We start from the raw sequence: 20,497 nt of genomic DNA on the forward strand, positions 1-20,497 counted from the left end.
GAACCGAGTTTACCCTCGACCGGCGTCGTCGACGGACGCGGCACCCGCATCTCGACCGGAGGTGCCGGGTCGACGCCGCGAGGTGCCGAGCAGCGAGGCCGGCGTCAGCATGGCCGAGCCGAACTTGGCCCGGAGGGCGTCCATGGTCGACTCCGCCTCGCGCCAGTCGGCGTCGTCGTCCCACAGGCCGAGCGAGTCACCGCCCGTCCCCTCGCTGAGCTGCTCGACGCGCACGCCGACGAGCCGGATGCGTTCGTGCTGCTTGCCCGTGGCCTCGTAGAGGGACACGACCTCGTCGTAGATGCGTCGCCCGAGGTCGGTCGGGTCGGCGAGCGTCCGGGACCGCGTGATCGTCACGAAGTCGGTCGTCCGCAACTTGAGCACGACCGTGCGACCGCTCACGCCCGCGGCCCGCAGACGGGTGCCGACCTTGTCGCTCAGGCGGAGGAGTTCACGTCGGACGACGACGGGGTCGACGACGTCGGTGCCGAACGTGTTCTCGTTGCCGACGCTCTTCTCGGCCGTCTCGGTGTGGACGCTGCGGGGATCGCGGCCCCACGCCAGGTCGTGCAGCTTCGCGCCCGCTGCCGGCCCGACCGCGTGGACGAGCATGTCGAGAGGGGCCGAGGCGACGTCGCCGACCGTTCGCAGGCCGCGGTCGAGCAGCACCTGTTCGGTCTTGCCGCCCACGCCCCAGAGCGCGCTGATCGGCCGCGGGTGCAAGAAGGCCAGGGTGTGGCGGTGCGGTACGAGCAGGAGCCCGTCGGGCTTGGCGACGCTCGACGCGAGTTTGGCGACGAACTTGGTCGACGCGGCCCCGATGCTGCAGTGCAGCCCGGTCTCGGCGTGGACCCGACGACGCAGTGCCGTGGCGATCTCGAACGGCGAACCCATCAGGCGGATCGAGCCGCTGACGTCGAGGAACGCCTCGTCGATGCCGAGGCGTTCGACCAGCGGCGTGACGTCGTCGAACATCGACATGACTCGTGAGGACCAGTGCTGGTACTTCTCGAAGTGCGGTTCGAGCACGACGGCCTGCGGGCAGCGACGCAGTGCGATCGCCATGGGCATCGCCGAGTTGACGCCGTACTTGCGGGCCTCGTAGGTGGCGGCCGTGACGACCGACCGGTCGGAGCGGTGCCCGATGACCACGGGTCGGCCCCGGAGCTCGGGGTGGTCGAGCAACTCGACGGACGCGAAGAAGGCGTCCATGTCGACGTGGAAGATCGGCGCGGTCGCGTCGTCGGTCGGCACCGTCGTGACGATCCGCCCGCTGCCGTCTTGTTTGCTCACCGGAGCATCCTCACACGCGCCACCGACATCGTCGTCGCCCGGGGCGCGGCCCCCGGTGCGGCCGCGTGCGTCGACCCGTCAGGAACCCGGTCCGAGGAGCGCCGCCGCGATCGTCGCGTGCGCCGAGTCGGTGTTCGACGGGTGGAAGCGTCCGGCGAGGACGTCCCGTTGCAGGCGCCCGAGCTCGGAGGACGACCGGTACGAGGACCCCCCGGCCACCGTGACCGCCTGCTCGACCACCGCGCGGGCCGTCCCGGTGGCGCGCGTCTTGAGCCCGACGACGAGCCGCGGCCAGTCGGCCCCGTGGTCGACGAGCTCGTCGACGTCGCGGGCGACCCGGTCGACCTGCGGCTCGAGTCCGTCGACCGCCAGTCCGGCGTCGGCGACGCGCCAGCGGACCACGGGGTCGAGCGCCCTGGCCGCTCCCCCGGCACGCCGCGAGGTCGTCCCGAGTGCCGACTCGACGGCGAGCTCGAGGGCCCGGCGGGCGATGCCCCGGTACACGGCGGCCACGGTCGTCTCGAAGACGGCGAAGACCGCGAAGACGAACGGGTCGGCGCTCGGGCCGACGGGCAGTCGACGGACGACCCGTGAGGCGGGCACCTCGACCCCGGTCAGCCGGGTCGTGTGGCTCTGCGTGGCGCGCATGCCGATGGTGTCCCAGTCCTCGAGCGAGGCGTGGCCCGGCTGCTCGCGGTGGACGAACCCGTGGACGAGGGCCGGCACCTCCGGGTCGGAGTCGTCCCGTCCGAAGACGCCGAGGCGCGTCCAGACCGGCGAGAGGGACGTGGAGACCTTGGTGCCGGTGAACCGGTAGCCGCCGTCGCCCGTGGGTTCGGCCGAGGTCACCGAGTCGGACAGGACGAGGTCGTTGCCGGGCTCGCTCACCCCGAAGGCGAAGACCTCGTCGTGCGCGGCGTCCTCGAGGACGAGGTCGAGCGAGTCGTCGCCCCGGGCGTGCAGCACGGCCGCGCACCCGGTCCAGACCAGGTGCATGTTGACCGCCAGCGCCGTGGCCGGGGCCGCCGCCGCGAGGCGTGACTGCAGGGACGCGACCTGCTCGAGTCCGAGACCCGCGCCTCCTCGGTGCTCCGGGACGAACGCCCTCAGGTAGCCGCGCTCGCGCAGCTCGGCGAGGTCGTCGTGGGGGAACGTGTTCTCGCGGTCGTGGTCGGCGGCCCGCCCCCGGAAGCGCTCGAGCAGCTCGTCGGGCAGCAGCTCGCCGGGCGACCAGGAGGCGCGGGTCGGGTCGGACGGAGGGGCGGGCTTCGGTGCGGGCACGCGTCGAGAGTAGTTTGGTGGCATGAGTCAGCAACACCCGTGGTCCCGTTACGTCGCGCTCGGCGACTCGTTCACCGAGGGGATCGGCGACCCCGAGGAGCGCTCCCCCGGGGGGCACCGGGGCTGGGCCGACCGCGTCGCCGAGGTGCTGGGCTCCTCGACCGAGGACTTCGCCTACGCCAACCTCGCCGTGCGGGGCCGCCTGCTGAAGCAGATCATCGACGAGCAGTCCGAGGCCGCGCTCGCCCTGCGGCCCGACCTCATCTCGGTGTCGGCCGGGGGCAACGACATCATCCGTCCCGGCACCGACCCCGACGAGGTCGCCGCGGGCTTCGAGGGGTTGGTCGCGCGACTGCGGTCCGACGGTGCCACGGTCGTGGTCTTCACCGGGCCCGACATCGGCCTCACCCCGGTCCTCGGTCGTCTCCGCGGAAAGGTCGCGATCTACAACGAGCACGTCCACGCCATCGCGCTGCGACACGACGCGGTGGTCGCGGACATGTGGGCGTTGCGTCAGCTCGTCGACCCACGGATGTGGGCGCCCGACCGGTTGCACTTCAGTCCCCTCGGCCACCACACGATCGCGCGGATGGTCCTCCAGGCCCTCGCGGTCGAGAACGACCTCGCGCCCTACGAGCCCGAGCCGCTCGAGCGTCGCCCCTGGCGCAACGCACGGGCCGACGACATGGGCTGGGCCCGCGAGTACCTCGTGCCCTGGGTGGTACGACGCATCCGGCACCAGTCGTCGGGCGACCTGGTCCGGGCCAAGCGACCGGACGCCGTCACCGTGGTCCACCGCACCGACGACTGACGATCGGGTCACAACACCTCGTCGGGATGCGTCAACCGCCACCAGGCGCCCGGCTCGCCGATGCCCGCGTCGAGTTCGAGGGGCACGACGTGCCGTTCTCCGTCGACGGTGAAGGTGACGTCGCCCACGCGCGTCCCGACCGGGGCCGCGCCCACGTCGTCGGTCTCGACCGACGCCTGCACGGTCTCGTCGCCCCAGACGAGGACGGTGGCGTCCTCCGCAGCCACCGCTCGGGCCTCGTCGCCCCAGGGCAGTTCGTAGTCCGCGAAGGCGTCGCCGCGGCTGGTCAGCGTGATGGTCCGGAAGCCCTCCGCGACGCTCGCGAGCAGGGCCTGCACGTCGCGGTCCAGCTGGTCGTGGTCGACGCCGCCGAGCATGGCGCCCACGACCGTGACCCGTCGCCCGCCGATCGTGTAGTCCGCCGCGAACAGCAGGCAGGCGCCGGCCTCGTCGAGCGTCCCCGTCTTGATGCCGACGACGCCGTCCAGCCCGAGCAGTTCGTTGCTGTTGCTGATCTCGCCGATGCCGGGCACGGACGTCGTCGCCGTGCCGACCGTGCGGGCGACGTCGGGGTCGGCCAGGGCCAGACGGCCGAGTGCGATCAGGTCGGTCGAAGTGCTCGTGTTCTGCGGCGACAACCCGGTGGGTTCGACGAGCGTGGTCGACGAGAGGCCGTGGCCGTCGAGCCAGGACCGCGCCGCGTCGACGAAGGCCTGGTCGCTGCCGAACGCCCACCGGGCCAGCACCTCGGCGTAGTTGTTGGCGGACTCGATCAGCATGACCTCGAGCACCTGCCGCTCGGTGAGGACCTGCCCCGCGGCCATCGGTGCCACCTTGCCGTTCCGTGCGCGGTACGCGTCGACCAGGGCCGCCTCGGCCGGGCCGAAGGTGAGGGACGGGCCGTCACCGCCGTCGAGGGGTTTCTCGTCGAGGACGACGAGGGCCGTGACCACCTTGCTGATGCTCGCGATCGGACGGGGTCGTTCGTCGCCGCTCGTCGTCAGGCTGTCGTCCCAGCCGATCGCCTCGACCGCCGTCGCGCCGTAGGCGGGGAAGGTCAGGTCGGGAGCCTCCTCGACCGGTGCGGCGTACGAGGCGACGTCCGCCGCGGCGGGCGCCAGCGGGCTGAGCAGTGCCAGGGGGACGTAGCCGCCGACCGCGACGACCAGGGCGAGCAGCGCGACCACGCCCACGCGCCTCCGGACCACGCCGGGTCGACGACGCCCGTCGACTCCGGTCACGCGACCGGTCACGCGACCGCCGCCGACCCGTCCGCCGGCAGACGCAGGGCCCAGAGGGCCACGGCCGAGGCGGCGGCCACGTTCAGGCTGTCGACGCCGTGCAGCATCGGGATGGTCACCACCGTGTCGGCGGCCCGGAGGGCGGCCCGGCTGAGCCCGTCGCCCTCGGTGCCGAGCAGCAGGGCGACGCGGTCCGGAGGCGCGGCCGCGTAGGCGTCGAGGGTGACCGCGTCGTCGCTCAGCGCCAGGGCGGCCACCTCGAACCCCGCCTCGCGGAGCAGCCCGGCACCGGCCGGCCACTCGGGGAGGCGCGTCCACGGGACCTGCAGCACGGTGCCCATGCTGACGCGGACGCTGCGCCGGTAGAGCGGGTCGGCGCAGCGCGGGGTGATCAGGACGGCGTCCGCCCCCAGGCCGGCGACTGCCCGGAAGATCGCGCCCACGTTCGTGTGGTCGACGATGTCCTCGAGCACGACGACGCGCCGCGCGCCGTCGAGCACCGACTCGACCGGGGGCAGCTCGGGACGGTGCATGGCGGCGAGGGCCCCGCGGTGCAGGTGGTAGCCGGTCAGCGTCTCGAGCAGGGCCGCGTCGCCGACGAAGATCTCGCCCTCGTGGTCGGCCACGAGGGGTTCGATGTCGGGCAACCACCGGTCGGTCATCAACACCGACCGGGGCACGTGGCCCGCCCGCAGCGCCCGCTCGATGACCTTGGTCGACTCGGCGATGTAGAGGCCGCCCTCCGGCTCGGACACGCGCCGCAGCGCGACGTCGGTGAGCCGGTTGTAGTCGGCGAGTGCCTCGTGGTCGAGGTCGGTGATGCGGGTGACGTGCACGGTGCTCCACGGGGGACGGCCCCGGCGGACGGGCGACCGCTGGAATCGAATCGGAGGGGGACGCGTTTAGGCTAGCGTCACCGCACCCGAAGGAGCCCCACCCGTGTCGAACGCCCCCGCGGCCCCCACCGACGAGCAGGCCCTCGAGGCCGCGGTCGAGGCCCTCCGCGGGCGCCGCGTGGCCGTGCTCACCGGGGCGGGGGTCAGCACCGACTCGGGCATCCCCGACTACCGGGGCGAGGGCGCTCCGCCCCGCAACCCCATGACCTTCCAGCAGTTCCTCTCGAGCGAGAGCTACCGCAAGCGCTACTGGGCCGGCAGCCACCTCGGCTGGAAGTCCTTCCGTGCCGCCGGGCCCAACGAGGGGCACCGGGCGCTGGCCCGGCTCGAGGCCGCCGGCGTCACGAACGGCGTCATCACCCAGAACGTCGACAACCTGCACGTCCGCGCCGGGTCGCGCCGGGTCGTCGACCTGCACGGCACCGTCGACCGCGTCGTCTGCCTCACCTGCGGGCAGGCGTTCGCCCGCGACATGGTGGCGGCCCGCCTCGCCGCCGAGAACCCCTGGATCGACGAGCCCGACCAGGTGCGGCTCGCCCCGGACGGCGACGTCGAGGTGCACGACATCGACGCGTTCGTCGTGCCGACCTGCACGGTGTGCGGCGGCCTGCTCAAACCCGACGTCGTGTTCTTCGGCGAGTTCGTGCCCACCGAGCGGTTCGCCGAGGCGCGCTCGATGATCGTCGGCGCCGAGGCGCTGCTCGTCGCCGGCTCGTCCCTCGTCGTCAACAGCGGCATCCGCCTGCTCGACCAGGCGACGCGCCGCAAGCTGCCCGTGGTCGTCCTGAACCGCGGCGTCACCAAGGGCGACTCGCGGGCCACGGTTAAGCTGGACGCCGGCACGTCGGAGACCCTGGCGGCCCTGGCCGAGCACCTGGGCGCCTGACCCCCGGGCCGTGCCCACCGGAGGAACGATGACGCTCTTGTACCTGGTCCGCCACGGCGAGACCGACTGGAACCGCGCCCGGCGCATCCAGGGCTCCACCGACATCCCCCTGAACGACCTCGGTCGGTCGCAGGCCCGAGAGACCGGCGACCTGCTCGCCCGGCGTCGGTTCGACGCCGTCGTCGCCAGCCCTCTGTCGCGCGCGGCCGAGACCGGGTCCATCATCGCCGAGCGCCTGGGCCTGGCCGCGCCCGAGCTCGTCCCCGAGGTCGCCGAGCGTCGCTACGGCGACGCCGAGGGGCTGACCGGCGAGCAGGTCGAGGCACGGTTCCCCCACGGCACCCCGGTGCCCGGTCGTGAGAGCCGCGGGGCCCTCGTCGCACGGGTGCTGCCCGCCCTCGCCGCGATCGCGGCACGGCACGGCGACGACTCGTCCGTGGTCGTCGCGACGCACGGCGCGGTCATCAGGGCGGTCGTGAACCACGTCTCCCCCGACACCGACGCGCACCTGGGAGTGCCCATCCGCAACGGGTCCGTCCACTCGTTCGAGTTCACGGGCGACGCCCTGACGCTGCGGGAGTTCGACGACCCGATCGAGGTCGAGTCCGAACGTGCCGGCACCTACTCGTTCGAGTACCAGAACCCCCTCGAGCGCGACGCGGCCGAACCGGCCTGAGCCGCCGGCCCGGCCGCCGACGGGTCAGCGTCCCGGGCGCCCGTGGGTCAGCGTCCCGGGCGACGACGCCGGTGGCCGCCCGCTGCGGCGACGTCGGCCAGCAGGCGCAGCAGCACGTCGGCCGAGTCACGCCAGCTGAACCGGGCGGCCTGCTCGACCGACGCGGCCGAGCGCGCCTCCCACTCGCCCTCGAGTCGTCGGACGGACGCGGCGATCGACGCGGGCGACGACGGGTCGAAGTAGAGCGCCGCGTCTCCGCCGATCTCGCGGAAGATCGGGATGTCGCTGACCACGGCCGGCGTGCCGAGTGCCATGCCCTCGACGAGCGGGATGCCGAAGCCCTCGGCGCGCGAGGCCGTGACGACGGCCGTCGCCCCCAGCAGGGTCTCGCGGTACTCGTCGTCGCTCGCCCCGTCGTGGAAGACCAACGACCCGGCGGGTGCCAGGGCCGTCAAGGAGGCGCGCTCGGCCCCGGACACCCGGCTCATCAGGTGCAGTCGGTACCCGTCGAGCAACGGCAGTGCCCTGGCCAGCGCGGCCACGTTCTTGTACGGCATGAACGACCCCATGTAGACGAGGTCGCGGCTCACCGGCGCGGTGCGGGGCTCGACGGGGTCGACCGGGTCGGCCGCGTTGTACACCACCGTCACGGGGCGCCGGGTCAGGCGGTGACGACGCATCTCGTCCCGCGTCGTGCGGCTCACGGTGACGACGGCGTCGGCCCGGTTCAGGAGCACCCGCTGCGGCCACCAGGCCAGGTGGTACAGCCGCCAGAGCAGCTTGATCGGCCAGGCGAACTCGGGTGGCGGCGTGCGGTTCGTGTAGTAGATCAGGTCGTGCAGGGTCAGGACGAGCGGGTACCGGCGTCCGGCGGATCCCATGGTCTGCATGGGCGACCAGACGACGTCGGGGCGCAGCGTGTTCACCTGCCGGGCCACGAGCGGCTCGAGGACGCTCGTGGGCGCGCTGACGAGCAGGTGGGGTGCGTCGGGCAACGCGTGGAGCTGGCGGGGGTCGCTGACCAGCATCGTCACCTCGTGGCGCTCGGCCAGCGCCGACACCACGCCGGCGCTGAAGCGGCTGATGCCGTCGTGGCGTCCGACGCGGACGTAGCGGCAGTCGACGACGATCTTCATCGGACGAAGGCCTCGATCGCGGCGGCGGCCTGGCGCGGCTTCTCGTAGTGGATCAGGTGGCCCACGCCCTCGATCACGTCGAGCGTGGCGTCGGGGAAGAGCGCCTGCAGCCGGTGCTGGGCGGGCAGGGCGGTGATGTCGTCGCGGTCGGCGGCGACGAGCAGGGTGGGCACGCTGATGCGGGCGGCGTACGTGCTCACGTCGCTCGAGACCGATGCGCGGAACGCGTCGAGCACCACGCGACGGTCCGAGAACCGCGAGAAGAAGCTGTCGTGCTGGTCGTGGATCCACCGGCGCAGGGCCCGGTCGTGGGTCTTGACCATGGCGAGGCTGGTGAACCTCGTCACGGCCGCGTTCTGCAGCACCTGCTGGCCGGCACGTTCGGGCAGGGCCGCGCCGGCCCAGTAGTAGAAGACGGCCAGACGCGTGACCACGCCGCGCGGGCCCTGCAGGGCGGGGGCGGCGATCGGGTTGACCAGGATCAACCGGGAGGCGCGGAGCCCGTCGGCCACCGCGGCCGACGTGACGATCGAGCCGAACGAGTGCCCCAGCACCACGACGTCGTCACCGAGCGAGAGGGTCGCCACGAACGCGGTCAGCCAGCGCGCGTACGCCGCGACGCTGTGCTCCCCGTCGAGCGGGGTCGACTCGCCGAAGCCCGGCAGGTCGGGCATGACCACCCTCACGTGGTCGAGGTGCGCCACGACCGGTTCGAGACCGTGGTGATCGCCCCGGAAGCCGTGCACCGCGACGACGGTGACCCGCGCCTCCTGCCCCTCGGGCGGCTCGTACGTCCAGTAGCGGGTGAGGCTGCCGGCGACCTCGACGGCGTCGTCGCGCACCGGTCGGGCGTCGAGGCGGGCACGGTAGGGCGACTTCACGCGCGGGGGTCGGACGATCACGAGCCCGAGTCTACGAGCGACGCGCTGGTCGGAGTGCGCGTCCCGGGGCGCGCGCCCGTAGGGTGGGCGGGTGAGCTTCACTGCCCCGATCCAGCAGCCCGGACTGACCCTCGACCCCAACTGGCACCGCCGTGCGGTGTTCTACGAGGTGATGGTGCGGTCGTTCGTCGACAGCAACGGGGACGGGGCGGGCGACCTCCAGGGTCTGCTCACCCGCCTCGACTACCTGCAGTGGCTCGGCGTCGACGCCCTCTGGCTGCCGCCGTTCTTCCAGTCGCCCCTGCGCGACGGCGGGTACGACATCCAGGACTACAAGGCGATCCTGCCCGAGTTCGGCACACTCGACGAGTTCCGCGACCTGGTCACGAAGTCGCACGAGCGCAACATGCGCATCGTCATCGACATGGTGCTGAACCACACCAGCGACCAGCACGAGTGGTTCCAGCAGAGCCGCGAAGACCCCGAGGGCCCCTACGGCGACTTCTACGTCTGGCGCGACACCGACGACGAGTACTCGAACATCCGCGTCATCTTCGTCGACACCGAAGAGTCGAACTGGACGTTCGACCCGGTGCGTCGTCAGTTCTTCTTCCACCGCTTCTTCTCGCACCAGCCCGACCTCAACTTCGAGAACCCCGCCGTCCAAGAAGCGGTCTTCGACGTCGTCCGTCACTGGCTGGCGATGGGCGTCGACGGGCTCCGCCTCGACGCGATCCCTTACCTGTTCGAGACCGAAGAGGGCAACGGCGAGGGCGAACCGGCCACCCACGAGTTCATCAAGCGTCTGCGCGCCATGGTCGACGAGGAGTTCCCGGGTCGCGTGCTCATCGCCGAGGCGAACCAGTGGCCCGCCGAGACGGCGGCGTTCTTCGGCACCGAGGACGAGCCGGAGTGCCACATGGCCTTCGACTTCCCGGTCATGCCCCGCATCTTCTACTCGCTGCGCGCCCAGAGCGCCGACGAGCTCAAGCGCATCCTCTCCGAGACGACCGAGGTGCCCCCGGGCGCGGCCTGGGCCGTCTTCCTCCGCAACCACGACGAGCTCACCCTCGAGATGGTCAGCGAGGAGTACCGGCAGGCGATGTACGGCTGGTACGCGTACGACCCCCGCATGCGCTCGAACATCGGCATCCGTCGTCGCCTCGCTCCTCTGCTCGACAACTCGCGTGCCGAACTCGAACTCGTCCACGCGCTGCTCTTCTCGCTGCCCGGCAGTCCGTTCCTGTACTACGGCGACGAGATCGGCATGGGCGACAACATCTGGCTTCCGGACCGCGACTCGTCCCGCACGCCGATGCAGTGGACGCCCGACCGCAACGCCGGCTTCTCGACCGCCGACCCGGGCAAGCTCTTCCTGCCCGTCGTCCAGTCGCTCGTCTACAACTACAACCTGGTCAACGTCGAGAGCCAGCTGGCGCAGTCGCGGTCGCTGCTGCACTGGGTCCGCAACGTCATCCACGTGCGCAAGGCCCACCCGACCTTCGGCCTCGGCACCCTCGAGGTGCTCGAGACGAACCAGGAGTCCGTCCTGTCGTTCGTCCGGTCCTACGAGGGGGCCGGCACGCAGTTCGGCGACTCGGCCGAGGACATCCTCTGCGTCTTCTCGTTCGGTCACAACCCGACCTCGGTCGACATCGTGGCCCCGCAGTTCGCCGGGCGCACGTTGGTCGACCTCTTCGGCGGAGCGCAGTTCCCCTCGTTCGACGACGAGGGCAAGGTCACCCTGACCCTCGGCACGCAGGCGTTCTTCTGGCTGCACGTCGGCGACGTGCCCGTGGCGGCGGCACCCGCTGTCGGTGGCGCCTCCTAAGCTCACAGAGTGACTGACACCGACACGACCGGCACCGCCCCCGACCTCGCGGCCGTGGGCGAGCCGCCGGCCGCCTGGTGGCAGGCCCTCGGCGTCTTCGACCTCGAGACGACGGGCATCGACGTCGAGACGGCCCGGATCGTCACCGCGCACGTCGGCCTGATCGACGCCACCGGTGCGACGGTCGCACACGGCGAGTGGTTGGCCGATCCGGGCGTCGAGATCCCCGAGCAGGCCAGCGCCGTCCACGGCATCTCGACCGAGCGGGCCCGAGCCGAGGGGCGACCGGCCGCCGAGGTCGTGGCCGAGATCGTCGCGGCCATCCGTGCCGTCTTCGCCCGCGGCGTGCCGTTGGTCGTCTACAACGCGCCCTACGACCTCACGCTGCTCGACCGTGAGGCCCGCCGCCACGGTGTCGAACCTCTCGGCGAGGTGGGCGAGATCGGCTGCGTCGTCGATCCGCTCGTCATCGACAAGGCCGTCGACACCTACCGCAAGGGCAAACGCACCCTCGAGGCCGCCGCGGCCGTCTACGGCGTCTCGCTCGACGACGCCCACGACGCCGGGGCCGACGCGATCGCCGCGGGCCGTGTCGCCCAGGCGATGGCCAAGCGGTATCCCGATCGCCTCGGCGTGCCCGTGACCGAGTTGCACGACCTCCAGGTCGGGTGGTGCTCGACCCAGGCCGAGAGCTTCCAGCAGTACATGCGCCGTGCGAAAGACCCCACCTTCACCGCTCACGGTGACTGGCCGCACCGCCCACTGCCGTTCGCCTGAGCACGAACGCCCCTCCGCGCCTCCTGGGCTCGCCCGCGCCTCCGTCTCCTGGGCTCCGCCCGGGCCTCCTGCGGTGCGGTGTCGTCAGCGTCCACCCTCTCGGTCGGGCACCCTCACCCGGGCGCACGAAAGAGGCGGCCCACCGAAGTGGACCGCCTCTTTCGGGCGTGAGGGCTGTTGCCTACTTGCCGAAGTTCTTGTAGCGCGAGTTGAACTTCTCGACGCGACCGGCCGAGTCGAGGATGCGCTGCTTGCCCGTGTAGAACGGGTGCGACTCGGACGAGATCTCGACGTCGATGACCGGGTAGGTCTCACCGTCGAGCTCGATGGTCTTGTCGCTGGTCGTCGTGGAGCGCGTGAGGAACGTGGCGCCCGACGCGAGGTCCCGGAAGACGATCTGCTTGTACTCGGGGTGGATGTCGGTCTTCATGATTGTCCTAGGTCTAGCGAACGAGTGATGATGGTGAGTTCAGGAGGCGCGTGCAGCATCGCTGCGGGCCAGCTGTCAACGATACCAGACCGACGGCCCGGATCGTAGGAGGCGCGGTTCAGCCCGCGGCGCGGGCCGAGTACCGGCCCCCGTCGGACTCGACCCGCAGTTCGACGCCGAACGTGGCGCCGAGGGTCTCGGCCGTGATGACCTCGTCGAGCGGACCGGCGGCCACGACGGAGCCGTGGTCGAGCAGCAGGGCGTGCGTGAATCCCTTGGGGATCTCCTCGACGTGGTGGGTCACCATGACGATGGCCGGAGCGCCCTCGGACGAGGCGTAGCCCGAGAGCATCTGCAGCAGTTCTTCGCGGGCGCCGAGGTCGAGGCTCGCGGCCGGCTCGTCGAGCAGCAGCAACTCGGGGTCGGTCATGACCGAGCGGGCGATCTGGACGCGCTTCTGCTCACCGTCGCTCAGCTCGCCGAAGGTACGGTCCGAGAGGTGGTCGAGCTTCCACTCGTCGAGAACGCGGTGCGCCCGACGGACGTCGACGCCCTCGTACTCTTCGTTCCATCGCCCGGTGACCGAGTAGGCGGCCGTCAGGACGACGTCGACGACCTTCTCCTTCGCCGGGATGCGCCGGGCGATGGCCGTCGAGGCGAAGCCGATGCGTGGCCGCAGGTCGAACAGGTCGACGGAGCCGAGGTCGGAGCCGAGGATGCTGGCCTCGCCCGAGGACGGGTGGCTCTGCGCGGCCGCGACCTGCAGCAGGCTCGTCTTGCCGGCACCGTTCGGGCCGAGCACGACCCAGCGCTCGTCGGAGTCGACCGTCCAGGTCAGTTTGTCGACGACGGCTGTGCCGCCTCGGACGATCGAGACATCGGTGAGCTGCAGGACGGTAGGCATGGTCCTCAGCCTAGTTGAGCAGGCCCTCGTAGATCCCCAGCGTCTGCTCGGCGATCCGCGACCACGAGAACTCTTCTTCGGCCCTCATGCGGCCGGCTCGTCCCATGAGGCGGGCGAGTGCCGGGTCGGAGACGACCTCGGTGAGGGTGGCCGCCAGGTCGGCCACGAAGCGGTCGGGGTCGACCGGGGTGCCGGTGCCGTCCTGCACCTGGTCGAGGGGCACGATCCGGCCCGTCAGACCGTCCGCGACGACCTCGGGGATGCCGCCCGTGTCGGACCCGACGACGGGGACGCCGCAGGCCATCGCCTCGAGGTTGACGATGCCGAGGGGTTCGTACACCGAGGGGCAGACGAAGGTGGTGGCGGCGCTCAGCACCGCACTGAGCTGGTGACGGGGCAGCACGGTGTCGATCCACACGACGCCGGTGCGCTCCTCTTGCAACTCTCGGACGAGACCCGTGACCTCGGCCATGATCTCGGGGGTGTCCGGCGCGCCGGCGCAGAGCACGAGCTGCACGTCGGCCGGCAGCAGCTTGGCCGCGCGCAGCAGGTACGGCAGGCCCTTCTGGCGGGTGATGCGACCGACGAAGACGACGGAGGGGCGGTCGGGATCGATGCCCAGGCTGCGGACCAGCTCGGCGTCGTCGACGCGCTTCCAGCCCTCGAGGTCGATCCCGTTGTAGACGACCTGGACCTTCGACTCGTCGATCGACGGGTAGGAGCGCAGGATGTCGCGGCGCATCCCGTCGCTGACCGCGATGACGCGGTCGGCGGTCTCGTAGGCCTGACGCTCGATCCAGCTCGAGACGCGGTAGCCGCCTCCGAGCTGTTCGGCCTTCCAGGGTCGGAGCGGTTCGAGGCTGTGTGCCGTCAGGACGTGCGGGACCCCGTGCAGCATCTGGGCCAAGTGGCCGGCCGCGTTCGCGTACCAGGTGTGGCTGTGGACGACGTCGGCTCCGGCCACGTCCTGGGCCATGCTGACGTCCACGCCGAGGGTGCGCAGCGTGGCGTTGGCCTGGTCGAGCTGGGGCAGGTCGGGGTACCCGGTCGTGTCGGGTTCCGGGTCGACCTCGCCGAAGGCCCGGACCTGCACCTCGACGCCCTGACGCAGGGCCTTGACGAGTTCGACGACGTGGACGCCCGCTCCCCCGTAGACGTTGGGCGGGTATTCCTTGGTGATGACATCGACTCGCACGTGGTTCACCGTAGTCGTGCGACCGCGAATCGTGCCATTCTGGCCCCATGGCATCAAAGAAGATCTTCGGCATCGTCCTGGCTGGTGGCGAGGGCAAACGCCTGATGCCGCTGACCGCCGACCGCGCGAAACCCGCTGTCCCGTTCGGTGGCAACTACCGTCTCATCGACTTCGCCCTGTCGAACCTGATCAACTCGGGTCTCCGGCAGATCGTCGTCCTGACCCAGTACAAGTCGCACAGCCTCGACCGCCACGTGTCGCAGACCTGGAGCATCGAGGGCCTGCTGGGTGCCTACGTCGCCTCGGTCCCGGCCCAGCAGCGGCTCGGCAAGCGATGGTTCGCCGGCAGCGCCGACGCGATCCTGCAGAGCCTGAACCTCCTGCGTGACGAGAAGCCCGACATCGTCGTCGTGGTGGGTGCCGACCACGTCTACCGCATGGACTTCTCGCAGATGATCGAGGCGCACATCGCCTCGGGCGCCGGGGTCACCGTCGCCGCCATCCGTCAGCCCATCTCGCTGGCCGACCAGTTCGGCGTGATCGAGGTCGACTCGGACGACCCGACCCGCATCGGCCGGTTCCTCGAGAAGCCGACCGACGCCACGGGCCTGCCGGACTCCCCCGACGAGATCCTCGCGTCGATGGGCAACTACGTCTTCGACGCGGACGTCCTGATCGACGCCGTGCTGCGCGACGGCGAGAAGCCCGACTCCAACCACGACATGGGCGGGGACATCGTCCCCGACTTCGTCTCCCGCGGCGACGCGGCGGTGTACGACCTCAACCGCAACGAGGTGCCCGGGTCGACCGAGCGCGACCGCTACTACTGGCGCGACGTCGGCACCATCGACTCGTTCTACGACGCGCACCGCGACCTGATCTCGGCCCTGCCGATCTTCAACCTCTACAACACCGACTGGCCGATCTTCAGCCAGCAGCTCAACTCGCCCCCCGCGAAGTTCGTCCGCGACGGCCACGGCAACCTCGGCACGACGATCGACTCGATCGTGTCGCTCGGTTCGTTGCTCTCGGGAGCGCACGTGGAGCGCAGCGTCCTGGGGCCATGGTGCACCCTCGACAGCGGCTCGCGGGTCGTCGACTCGGTGGTCTTCGAGCGGGCCCACGTCGGCCCGAACGCCGTCGTCAACCGGGCGATCCTCGACAAGGACGTCGTCATCGCGGCCGGCGCCTCCGTCGGCGTCGATCCCGAGGCCGACCGGGCCCGCGGGTTCACCGTCACGCCCTCCGGCATCACGGTGGTCGGCAAGGGCGTCCGGGTCGACCAGTAGACGCCCGGAGTCACACGAGCGGCGCGGTGCGTCGGCGGCCCTAGGCTGTCGGCGTGCCGCGTTTCCTCATCGTCCTCGACGTCGACTCCACCCTCATCGAGGACGAGGTCATCGAACTCCTCGCCGACGCCGCCGGCTCCCGGGCGCACGTCGAGGACGTGACCTCCCGGGCCATGGCCGGCGAGCTGGACTTCGCCGCGAGTCTCGCCGAGCGGGTCGCGACCCTCGAGGGTCTGCCCGAGTCGGTCCTCGCCGAGGTCCGAGCGCACCTCACGCCGACCCGCGGCGTCCGTGAACTCGTCGACGGCGTCCATGCCGCCGACGGTCTGGTGGGCGTCGTGTCCGGTGGGTTCCACGAGACCCTCGACCCGCTCGCGGACGACCTGGGGCTCGACTTCCGCCGGGCCAACCGCCTCGAGCTCCGAGGGGGCAGGCTGACCGGACGGGTCTCCGGTCCCGTGATCGACGCGCACGCCAAAGCCGCCGCGCTGCGCGGATGGGCCGAGGAGGCGCGGGTCGACCTCGCGCACACCGTCGCGGTCGGCGACGGGGCCAACGACCTCGAGATGATGGCCGTGGCAGGGCTCTCGGTGGCGTTCAACGCCAAGCCGCGGGTCCGGGAGCGCGCCGACGTGGTCGTCGGGACGAACGACCTGTCCCAGGTGCTGCCCCTGCTCGGGCTGCGGGGCTGAGCCACCGGACGAGGCGGGCGCCCGTCGGTGGTCGACCCGCACCTCCTGCCCGGTGGGCCTAGTGGCCCATGCCGAGGCCGCCGTCGACGGGGATCACGGCACCCGAGATGTAGGCGGCGTCGTCGCCCGCGAGCCACGTGATCGTCTTCGCGACCTCGGCCGTCGTGCCGTACCGGCCGGCGGGGATGCTCTTCTTGTACTCGGCCTGCTGAGCCTCGGGGAGGACGGCGGTCATGTCGGTCTCGACGAAGCCGGGGGCCACCACGTTGGCGGTGACGCCGCGGGCACCGAGCTCGCGGGTCAGGGAGCGGGCGAAGCCGACGAGGCCCGCCTTCGAGGCCGCGTAGTTGGCCTGACCCGGTCCGCCGTAGAGGCCGACCACGCTCGACACGAGCACGATGCGGCCGAACCGGGCCTTGAGCATGCCCTTGGACGCCCGCTTCACGACGCGGAAGGCCCCACCGAGGTTCGTGTCGACGACCGAGGTGAAGTCGTCCTCGGTCATGCGCATGAGCAGACCGTCCTTCGTGATCCCGGCGTTGGCCACGACGACCTCGACCGGGCCGAGCTCGGCCTCGACGGTGCTGAAGGCCGCGTCGATCGAGGCGGCGTCGGTGACGTCGGCGACGACGGTCAGCGTGCCCTCGGGGCCCTGACCGCTCCGGGCGGTGACGGCGACGCGGTGTCCCTGGGCGACGAACTCCTCCGCGATGGCGAAGCCGATGCCTCGGTTGCCGCCGGTGACGAGGACGGTGCGGGGCGTGGTCATGGGTGGTCTCCTCGGGGGCGATCTCGACGGCCACCGCTCGGTGCGGCGGACTCACGGCGAACCTGTGATCGGCAGGCCGCCGACCAGCCTACTGTCGGACCCGGGTCTTAGGATCGAGGCGGTCCCCCGGACGTCTGGTCCCCGAGATCGATCCGGCACCCGTCCGTGGTGCGTCCACCCTCCTCCCGACATCGAGGTGTGCCCCGTGAAGGCCTCGAACACGATCACGTCCCTGCCCCCCTCCCCCACCGACGACCGGCACTCCCGCATGGTCAAGTACCTGGTGGCGATGGGCATCAGGTTGGTCTGCATCGCCCTCTGCTTCGTCTTCCCCCTCGGGTGGTGGACGTTGTTGCCCGTCATCGGTGCCGTCGTCATCCCGTACATCGCCGTGGTGTTCGCCAACGTCGGTCACGAGTCCGGCGACGCGGTCGAGAGCCCCGGCGGCATCGAGCTGTACCGCGAGCCCCAGGCGCCGTTCCGACCGACGGTGGTCGACGGCGACGCCGGTCCTGCGGGCCCCGCAGCCCCGTCCGACGACGATCCCGGCGAGCCTGACCACGATCGGCCCACCGTCTGATGCTCGGTCTCGATCCCGTCGGCGTCCAGTGCTCTCGCGCCTCCTGTCGAGCCGAGGCACGGCATAATGTCCACTGGCGCAACCCCAAGATCCACGGCATCGACCGGGTCAAGGTGTGGTCGGCATGCGACGAGCACGTCGACTTCCTGCGCGAGTTCCTCGCGGCACGTGACTTCCCGGTCGTCGTGACGGGGGTGTCAGAGGTCGTCGAACAGGTCGGAACGGAGGCGCGGTGACGAACATCCGCTTCGCCCTCTCACGCAGATGGCTGGGCTACCTGGCCGTCGCCGTCGCGTTCGCGATCATCTGCGTGTTCCTCGCGCACTGGCAGTGGTCCCGACACGACGAGAAGCTCGCGGTCGTGCACCAGCTCGAGCAGACCTACGACGCCGACCCGGTCCCCCTCCAACAGGCCCTGCCCGAACTGTCGTCCTACGACGCGGCCCAGGAGTGGCAACCGGTCGAGATGACGGGGCGCTACCTCACCGACGACGAGTTGCTGGTCCGCAACCGTCCGCTCAACGGCCAACCCGGCTTCGAGGTCCTCGTCCCGTTCCGCACCACCCAGGGCGACGTCTTCGTGGTGGACCGCGGTTGGGTGCCCACCGGCAACGCCCAGGACTCCCCCGACGTCGTGCCCGCGCCTCCTCCGGGCGACGTCACCGTGGTCGCACGCCTGAAGCCGGGCGAGCCGGCATTGGGCGACCGCACGGGCGTCCCCGGGACGAACCAGATCGCGACCATCCAACTCAGCGAGGTCGAGTCGCGAGTCGGGCAGCCCGTCTACTCGAGCGCCTACGGTCTGGTCGTCAGCGAGAGCCCCGCGCCGGCCACGGCACCCGTGCCGTCCTCGAAGCCCGAGATCGACACCGGTCTGAACCTGTCGTACTTCGTCCAGTGGCTCATGTTCGCGGTCGGTGCCTTCGGGTTCCTGTTCTACGTGTTCCGCCAGGAGTACCGCAACCAGAACGCGGACGACGACGAACTCGTCGAACGCGAGGCCGAGCGCCAGCGCCGTCGTGACTCCCGACCCCGCCACGACAACGACGTCGAGGACGAGATCCTGGACGGCGCCCACCGCTGACCGGACCGCCGGCCGGGCGCCCGGGTGGACCGGGGCCCTACGGCATCCAGGGCCGGGAGCCTGAGTCCTGAGGCCTGAGGCCAAGGGCTTGGGCCGGTGCCCGGGTCAGGCCAGGTTGATCAGGTCGGAGTAGTCCGGGGTCCAGTGGTCCTCGGTGCCTTCGGGCATGATCAGCACGCGCTCGGGGTTCAGGGCCTCGACGGCGCCCTCGTCGTGGCTCACCAGGACGACGGCCCCCTCGTAGTTGCTCAGGGCGTCGAGGATCTCGAGTCGGCTCGCGGGGTCGAGGTTGTTGGTGGGCTCGTCGAGCAGCAGGACGTTCGCCCCCGAGACGACGATCATGGCCAGCGCCAGGCGGGTCTTCTCGCCCCCGGACAGCACGCCGGCCAGCTTCGCCGAGTCGTCGCCCGTGAAGAGGAACGAGCCCAACACGCGTCGCGCCTCCATCTCGGTGATGTTCGGAGAGGAGGACACCATGTTCTCGAGCACGCTGCGCTTGACGTCGATCGTCTCGTGCTCCTGGGCGTAGTAGCCGACCCGCAGCCCGTGGCCCGGCTCGAGCTGCCCGGTGTCGGGAGCGTCGACCCCGGCGAGGATGCGGAGCAGGGTCGTCTTGCCCGCACCGTTCAGGCCCAGGATGACGACCTTCGAGCCGCGGTCGATGGCGAGGTCCACGGCCGTGAAGATCTCGAGGGAACCGTAGCTCTTCGAGAGGTTCGAGGCCATCAGCGGCGTCTTGCCACACGCGACCGGCGTCGGGAAGCGCAGCTTCGCCACGCGGTCGACCGCGCGGACCTCGTCGAGGCCGGAGAGGAGCTTCTCTGCCCGAGCCACCATCTGGTGGGCCGCAGCGGCCTTCGACGCCTTGGCGCCGAACCGGGCCGCCTGCTTCTGCAGGGCCGAGGCCTGCTTCTCGGCGTTCGAGCGCTCTTTCTTGCGGCGCTCCTCGTCGGCGGCGCGCTGTCGCTGGTAGTTCCGCCATCCCATGTTGTAGACGTCGATCGCCTGCCGGTTGGCGTCCAGGTAGAAGACGCGGTTGACGACCTCCTCGACGAGTTCGATGTCGTGGCTGATGACGATGACGCCGCCCTGGTAGGTCTTCAGGTATTCGCGCAGCCAGACGACCGAATCGGCGTCGAGGTGGTTCGTCGGCTCGTCGAGGATCATCGTGTCGGCGGCCGAGAAGAGGATGCGGGCCAGTTCGATGCGCCGGCGCTGACCACCCGACAACGTCGACAGGGGCTGGTCGAGGATGCGGTCGGGCAGGCTGAGGTTGCTCGCGATGGACGCCGCCTCGGCCTCGGCCGCGTACCCGCCGAGCGCGTTGAACTGGTCGTCGAGGTCGCCGTAGCGCTTCATGGCGCGGGCGGCGACGGCGGGGTCGGGGTCGCCCATGGCCAGGGTCGCTTCCTGGATGCCGAGCAGCAACTGGCCGAGACCTCGGGCGTCGAGGATGCGCGTCCGGGCGAGGTCTTCGGGGTTGCCGCTGCGGGGGTCCTGCGGCAGGTAACCGATCTCGCCGGAGCGCTCGATCTTGCCGCCCGTCGGGAGGGTCTCGCCGGCCAGCGTCTTGGTCATGGTCGTCTTGCCGGCGCCGTTGCGGCCGACGAGGCCGATCTTGTCGCCCCGGTCGACCCGGAACGAGACGTCGGCCATGAGGAGGCGCGCGCCGACGCGGATCTCGAGATCGTGCACGGAGAGCACAGCAGATGTCCAATCGATTGGTGAGGAGTCCACAACGGGGCCCGGAAGGGGGCCGCCCATAAGATGGGGACGTCGTGTGGAGAGGGTCGCAGCACTGCGCTGCCGACCAGCCGCTCGGCCGATCAACCTACCCATTCTAGG

General features: G+C 71.1%; 21 protein-coding genes. 10 read left to right on the forward strand and 11 right to left on the reverse strand.

Features of this window, described 5'->3' with window-relative positions; translation table 11 throughout:
• Window positions 1–9: 9 nt before the first annotated feature.
• A complete protein-coding gene (dinB, locus tag ACIOSR_RS00730; RefSeq protein ID WP_402751612.1) occupies window positions 10–1,293 on the reverse strand; it encodes a DNA polymerase IV in 1,284 nt (427 codons plus the stop codon).
• 78 nt (window positions 1,294–1,371) lie between these two features.
• Window positions 1,372–2,574 carry an acyl-CoA dehydrogenase family protein gene (locus tag ACIOSR_RS00735; RefSeq protein WP_402751613.1) on the reverse strand — a complete coding sequence of 401 codons (1,203 nt, stop codon included), beginning with the start codon at window positions 2,572–2,574 and terminating at the stop codon, window positions 1,372–1,374.
• Window positions 2,575–2,596: 22 nt separating this feature from the next.
• Here ACIOSR_RS00735 and ACIOSR_RS00740 point away from each other — a divergent pair, with 22 nt between their 5' ends.
• Window positions 2,597–3,385, forward strand: a complete 789-nt coding sequence (locus ACIOSR_RS00740) for an SGNH/GDSL hydrolase family protein (protein ID WP_056045163.1) — start codon at window positions 2,597–2,599, stop codon at window positions 3,383–3,385.
• An 8-nt stretch (window positions 3,386–3,393) separates the two neighbouring features.
• On the opposite strand, the gene ACIOSR_RS00745 is transcribed toward ACIOSR_RS00740, so the two are convergent.
• Together ACIOSR_RS00745 and ACIOSR_RS00750 are read right to left on the reverse strand one after the other, a co-directional pair.
• Window positions 3,394–4,626 carry a D-alanyl-D-alanine carboxypeptidase family protein gene (locus tag ACIOSR_RS00745; RefSeq protein ID WP_402751614.1) on the reverse strand — a complete coding sequence of 411 codons (1,233 nt, stop codon included), beginning with the start codon at window positions 4,624–4,626 and terminating at the stop codon, window positions 3,394–3,396.
• A gap of 8 nt (window positions 4,627–4,634) precedes the next feature.
• Window positions 4,635–5,462, reverse strand: coding sequence for a TrmH family RNA methyltransferase (locus ACIOSR_RS00750; protein WP_402751615.1), 828 nt, complete (start codon window positions 5,460–5,462; stop codon window positions 4,635–4,637).
• Window positions 5,463–5,565: 103 nt separating this feature from the next.
• Between ACIOSR_RS00750 and ACIOSR_RS00755 the strand changes: the two genes are divergently transcribed.
• Both ACIOSR_RS00755 and ACIOSR_RS00760 read left to right on the forward strand, forming a co-directional pair.
• Window positions 5,566–6,408 (forward strand): NAD-dependent protein deacetylase, encoded by an 843-nt coding sequence (locus ACIOSR_RS00755; RefSeq protein ID WP_402751616.1) that lies wholly within the window; start codon window positions 5,566–5,568, stop codon window positions 6,406–6,408.
• 28 nt (window positions 6,409–6,436) lie between these two features.
• Complete coding sequence (locus ACIOSR_RS00760) at window positions 6,437–7,084, forward strand: histidine phosphatase family protein (protein ID WP_402751617.1); 648 nt, start codon at window positions 6,437–6,439, stop codon at window positions 7,082–7,084.
• A 47-nt stretch (window positions 7,085–7,131) separates the two neighbouring features.
• On the opposite strand, the gene ACIOSR_RS00765 is transcribed toward ACIOSR_RS00760, so the two are convergent.
• The gene (locus ACIOSR_RS00765; RefSeq protein ID WP_402751618.1) at window positions 7,132–8,220 is read right to left on the reverse strand and encodes a glycosyltransferase family 4 protein; all 1,089 of its coding nucleotides are present in this window, start codon (window positions 8,218–8,220) and stop codon (window positions 7,132–7,134) included.
• A complete protein-coding gene (locus ACIOSR_RS00770) occupies window positions 8,217–9,122 on the reverse strand; it encodes an alpha/beta fold hydrolase (protein ID WP_233568320.1) in 906 nt (301 codons plus the stop codon). Before ACIOSR_RS00770 ends, ACIOSR_RS00765 begins: the two co-directional genes overlap by 4 nt.
• Window positions 9,123–9,192: 70 nt before the next feature.
• On the opposite strand from ACIOSR_RS00770, the gene treS reads away from it, so the two are divergent.
• Both treS and ACIOSR_RS00780 read left to right on the forward strand, forming a co-directional pair.
• Window positions 9,193–10,932, forward strand: a complete 1,740-nt coding sequence (treS, locus tag ACIOSR_RS00775) for a maltose alpha-D-glucosyltransferase (protein WP_056045180.1) — start codon at window positions 9,193–9,195, stop codon at window positions 10,930–10,932.
• A gap of 54 nt (window positions 10,933–10,986) precedes the next feature.
• Window positions 10,987–11,709, forward strand: coding sequence for a 3'-5' exonuclease (locus tag ACIOSR_RS00780; protein WP_402752190.1), 723 nt, complete (start codon window positions 10,987–10,989; stop codon window positions 11,707–11,709).
• 181 nt (window positions 11,710–11,890) lie between these two features.
• On the opposite strand, the gene ACIOSR_RS00785 is transcribed toward ACIOSR_RS00780, so the two are convergent.
• The 3 genes from ACIOSR_RS00785 to glgA all read right to left on the reverse strand — a co-directional run bounded on the left by ACIOSR_RS00785 (window position 11,891) and on the right by glgA (window position 14,238).
• The gene (locus tag ACIOSR_RS00785) at window positions 11,891–12,139 is read right to left on the reverse strand and encodes a type B 50S ribosomal protein L31 (protein ID WP_043594989.1); all 249 of its coding nucleotides are present in this window, start codon (window positions 12,137–12,139) and stop codon (window positions 11,891–11,893) included.
• 118 nt (window positions 12,140–12,257) lie between these two features.
• Complete coding sequence (locus ACIOSR_RS00790) at window positions 12,258–13,043, reverse strand: ABC transporter ATP-binding protein (RefSeq protein ID WP_056045184.1); 786 nt, start codon at window positions 13,041–13,043, stop codon at window positions 12,258–12,260.
• Between the two features lie 10 nt (window positions 13,044–13,053).
• A complete protein-coding gene (gene glgA / locus ACIOSR_RS00795; RefSeq protein ID WP_402751619.1) occupies window positions 13,054–14,238 on the reverse strand; it encodes a glycogen synthase in 1,185 nt (394 codons plus the stop codon).
• 47 nt (window positions 14,239–14,285) lie between these two features.
• Here glgA and ACIOSR_RS00800 point away from each other — a divergent pair, with 47 nt between their 5' ends.
• Together ACIOSR_RS00800 and serB are read left to right on the forward strand one after the other, a co-directional pair.
• Entirely contained in the window at window positions 14,286–15,527 is a 1,242-nt protein-coding gene (locus ACIOSR_RS00800) for a glucose-1-phosphate adenylyltransferase (RefSeq protein WP_054146106.1), read from the forward strand.
• A gap of 53 nt (window positions 15,528–15,580) precedes the next feature.
• Window positions 15,581–16,219: a phosphoserine phosphatase SerB gene (gene serB, locus ACIOSR_RS00805; protein ID WP_402751620.1), complete on the forward strand. Its 639-nt coding sequence runs from the start codon at window positions 15,581–15,583 to the stop codon at window positions 16,217–16,219.
• A 58-nt stretch (window positions 16,220–16,277) separates the two neighbouring features.
• On the opposite strand, the gene fabG is transcribed toward serB, so the two are convergent.
• Window positions 16,278–16,988, reverse strand: coding sequence for a 3-oxoacyl-ACP reductase FabG (fabG, locus tag ACIOSR_RS00810; protein WP_402751621.1), 711 nt, complete (start codon window positions 16,986–16,988; stop codon window positions 16,278–16,280).
• A 205-nt stretch (window positions 16,989–17,193) separates the two neighbouring features.
• Here fabG and ACIOSR_RS00815 point away from each other — a divergent pair, with 205 nt between their 5' ends.
• From ACIOSR_RS00815 to ACIOSR_RS00825, 3 genes are read left to right on the forward strand one after another with little or no spacing between them, the layout of a single operon-like run.
• Window positions 17,194–17,568: a DUF3099 domain-containing protein gene (locus tag ACIOSR_RS00815; RefSeq protein ID WP_267658038.1), complete on the forward strand. Its 375-nt coding sequence runs from the start codon at window positions 17,194–17,196 to the stop codon at window positions 17,566–17,568.
• Window positions 17,568–17,804 (forward strand): hypothetical protein, encoded by a 237-nt coding sequence (locus ACIOSR_RS00820; RefSeq protein ID WP_056045199.1) that lies wholly within the window; start codon window positions 17,568–17,570, stop codon window positions 17,802–17,804. Before ACIOSR_RS00815 ends, ACIOSR_RS00820 begins: the two co-directional genes overlap by 1 nt.
• Window positions 17,801–18,652, forward strand: coding sequence for an SURF1 family protein (locus ACIOSR_RS00825; protein ID WP_402751622.1), 852 nt, complete (start codon window positions 17,801–17,803; stop codon window positions 18,650–18,652). The genes ACIOSR_RS00820 and ACIOSR_RS00825 overlap by 4 nt, the downstream gene beginning before the upstream one ends.
• A 105-nt stretch (window positions 18,653–18,757) precedes the next feature.
• Here the strand turns inward: ACIOSR_RS00825 and ACIOSR_RS00830 are convergent, their stop codons facing one another.
• A complete protein-coding gene (locus ACIOSR_RS00830) occupies window positions 18,758–20,356 on the reverse strand; it encodes an ABC-F family ATP-binding cassette domain-containing protein (RefSeq protein ID WP_402751623.1) in 1,599 nt (532 codons plus the stop codon).
• Window positions 20,357–20,497 lie beyond the last annotated feature (141 nt).

This window comes from Frigoribacterium sp. NPDC087798, assembly GCF_044742985.1.
Taxonomy (GTDB): domain Bacteria; phylum Actinomycetota; class Actinomycetes; order Actinomycetales; family Microbacteriaceae; genus Frigoribacterium.

Excerpts from the sequence above, each read along its gene's own strand:
- ACIOSR_RS00740 (WP_056045163.1), top strand. The coding sequence starts at position 2,597 with ATGAGTCAGCAACACCCGTGGTCCCGTTACGTCGCGCTCGGCGACTCG.
- ACIOSR_RS00760 (WP_402751617.1), top strand. The coding sequence starts at position 6,437 with ATGACGCTCTTGTACCTGGTCCGCCACGGCGAGACCGACTGGAACCGC.
- ACIOSR_RS00765 (WP_402751618.1), bottom strand. The coding sequence starts at position 8,220 with ATGAAGATCGTCGTCGACTGCCGCTACGTCCGCGTCGGACGCCACGAC.
- ACIOSR_RS00785 (WP_043594989.1), bottom strand. The coding sequence starts at position 12,139 with ATGAAGACCGACATCCACCCCGAGTACAAGCAGATCGTCTTCCGGGAC.
- ACIOSR_RS00790 (WP_056045184.1), bottom strand. The coding sequence starts at position 13,043 with ATGCCTACCGTCCTGCAGCTCACCGATGTCTCGATCGTCCGAGGCGGC.
- ACIOSR_RS00800 (WP_054146106.1), top strand. The coding sequence starts at position 14,286 with ATGGCATCAAAGAAGATCTTCGGCATCGTCCTGGCTGGTGGCGAGGGC.
- fabG (WP_402751621.1), bottom strand. The coding sequence starts at position 16,988 with ATGACCACGCCCCGCACCGTCCTCGTCACCGGCGGCAACCGAGGCATC.
- ACIOSR_RS00820 (WP_056045199.1), top strand. The coding sequence starts at position 17,568 with ATGCTCGGTCTCGATCCCGTCGGCGTCCAGTGCTCTCGCGCCTCCTGT.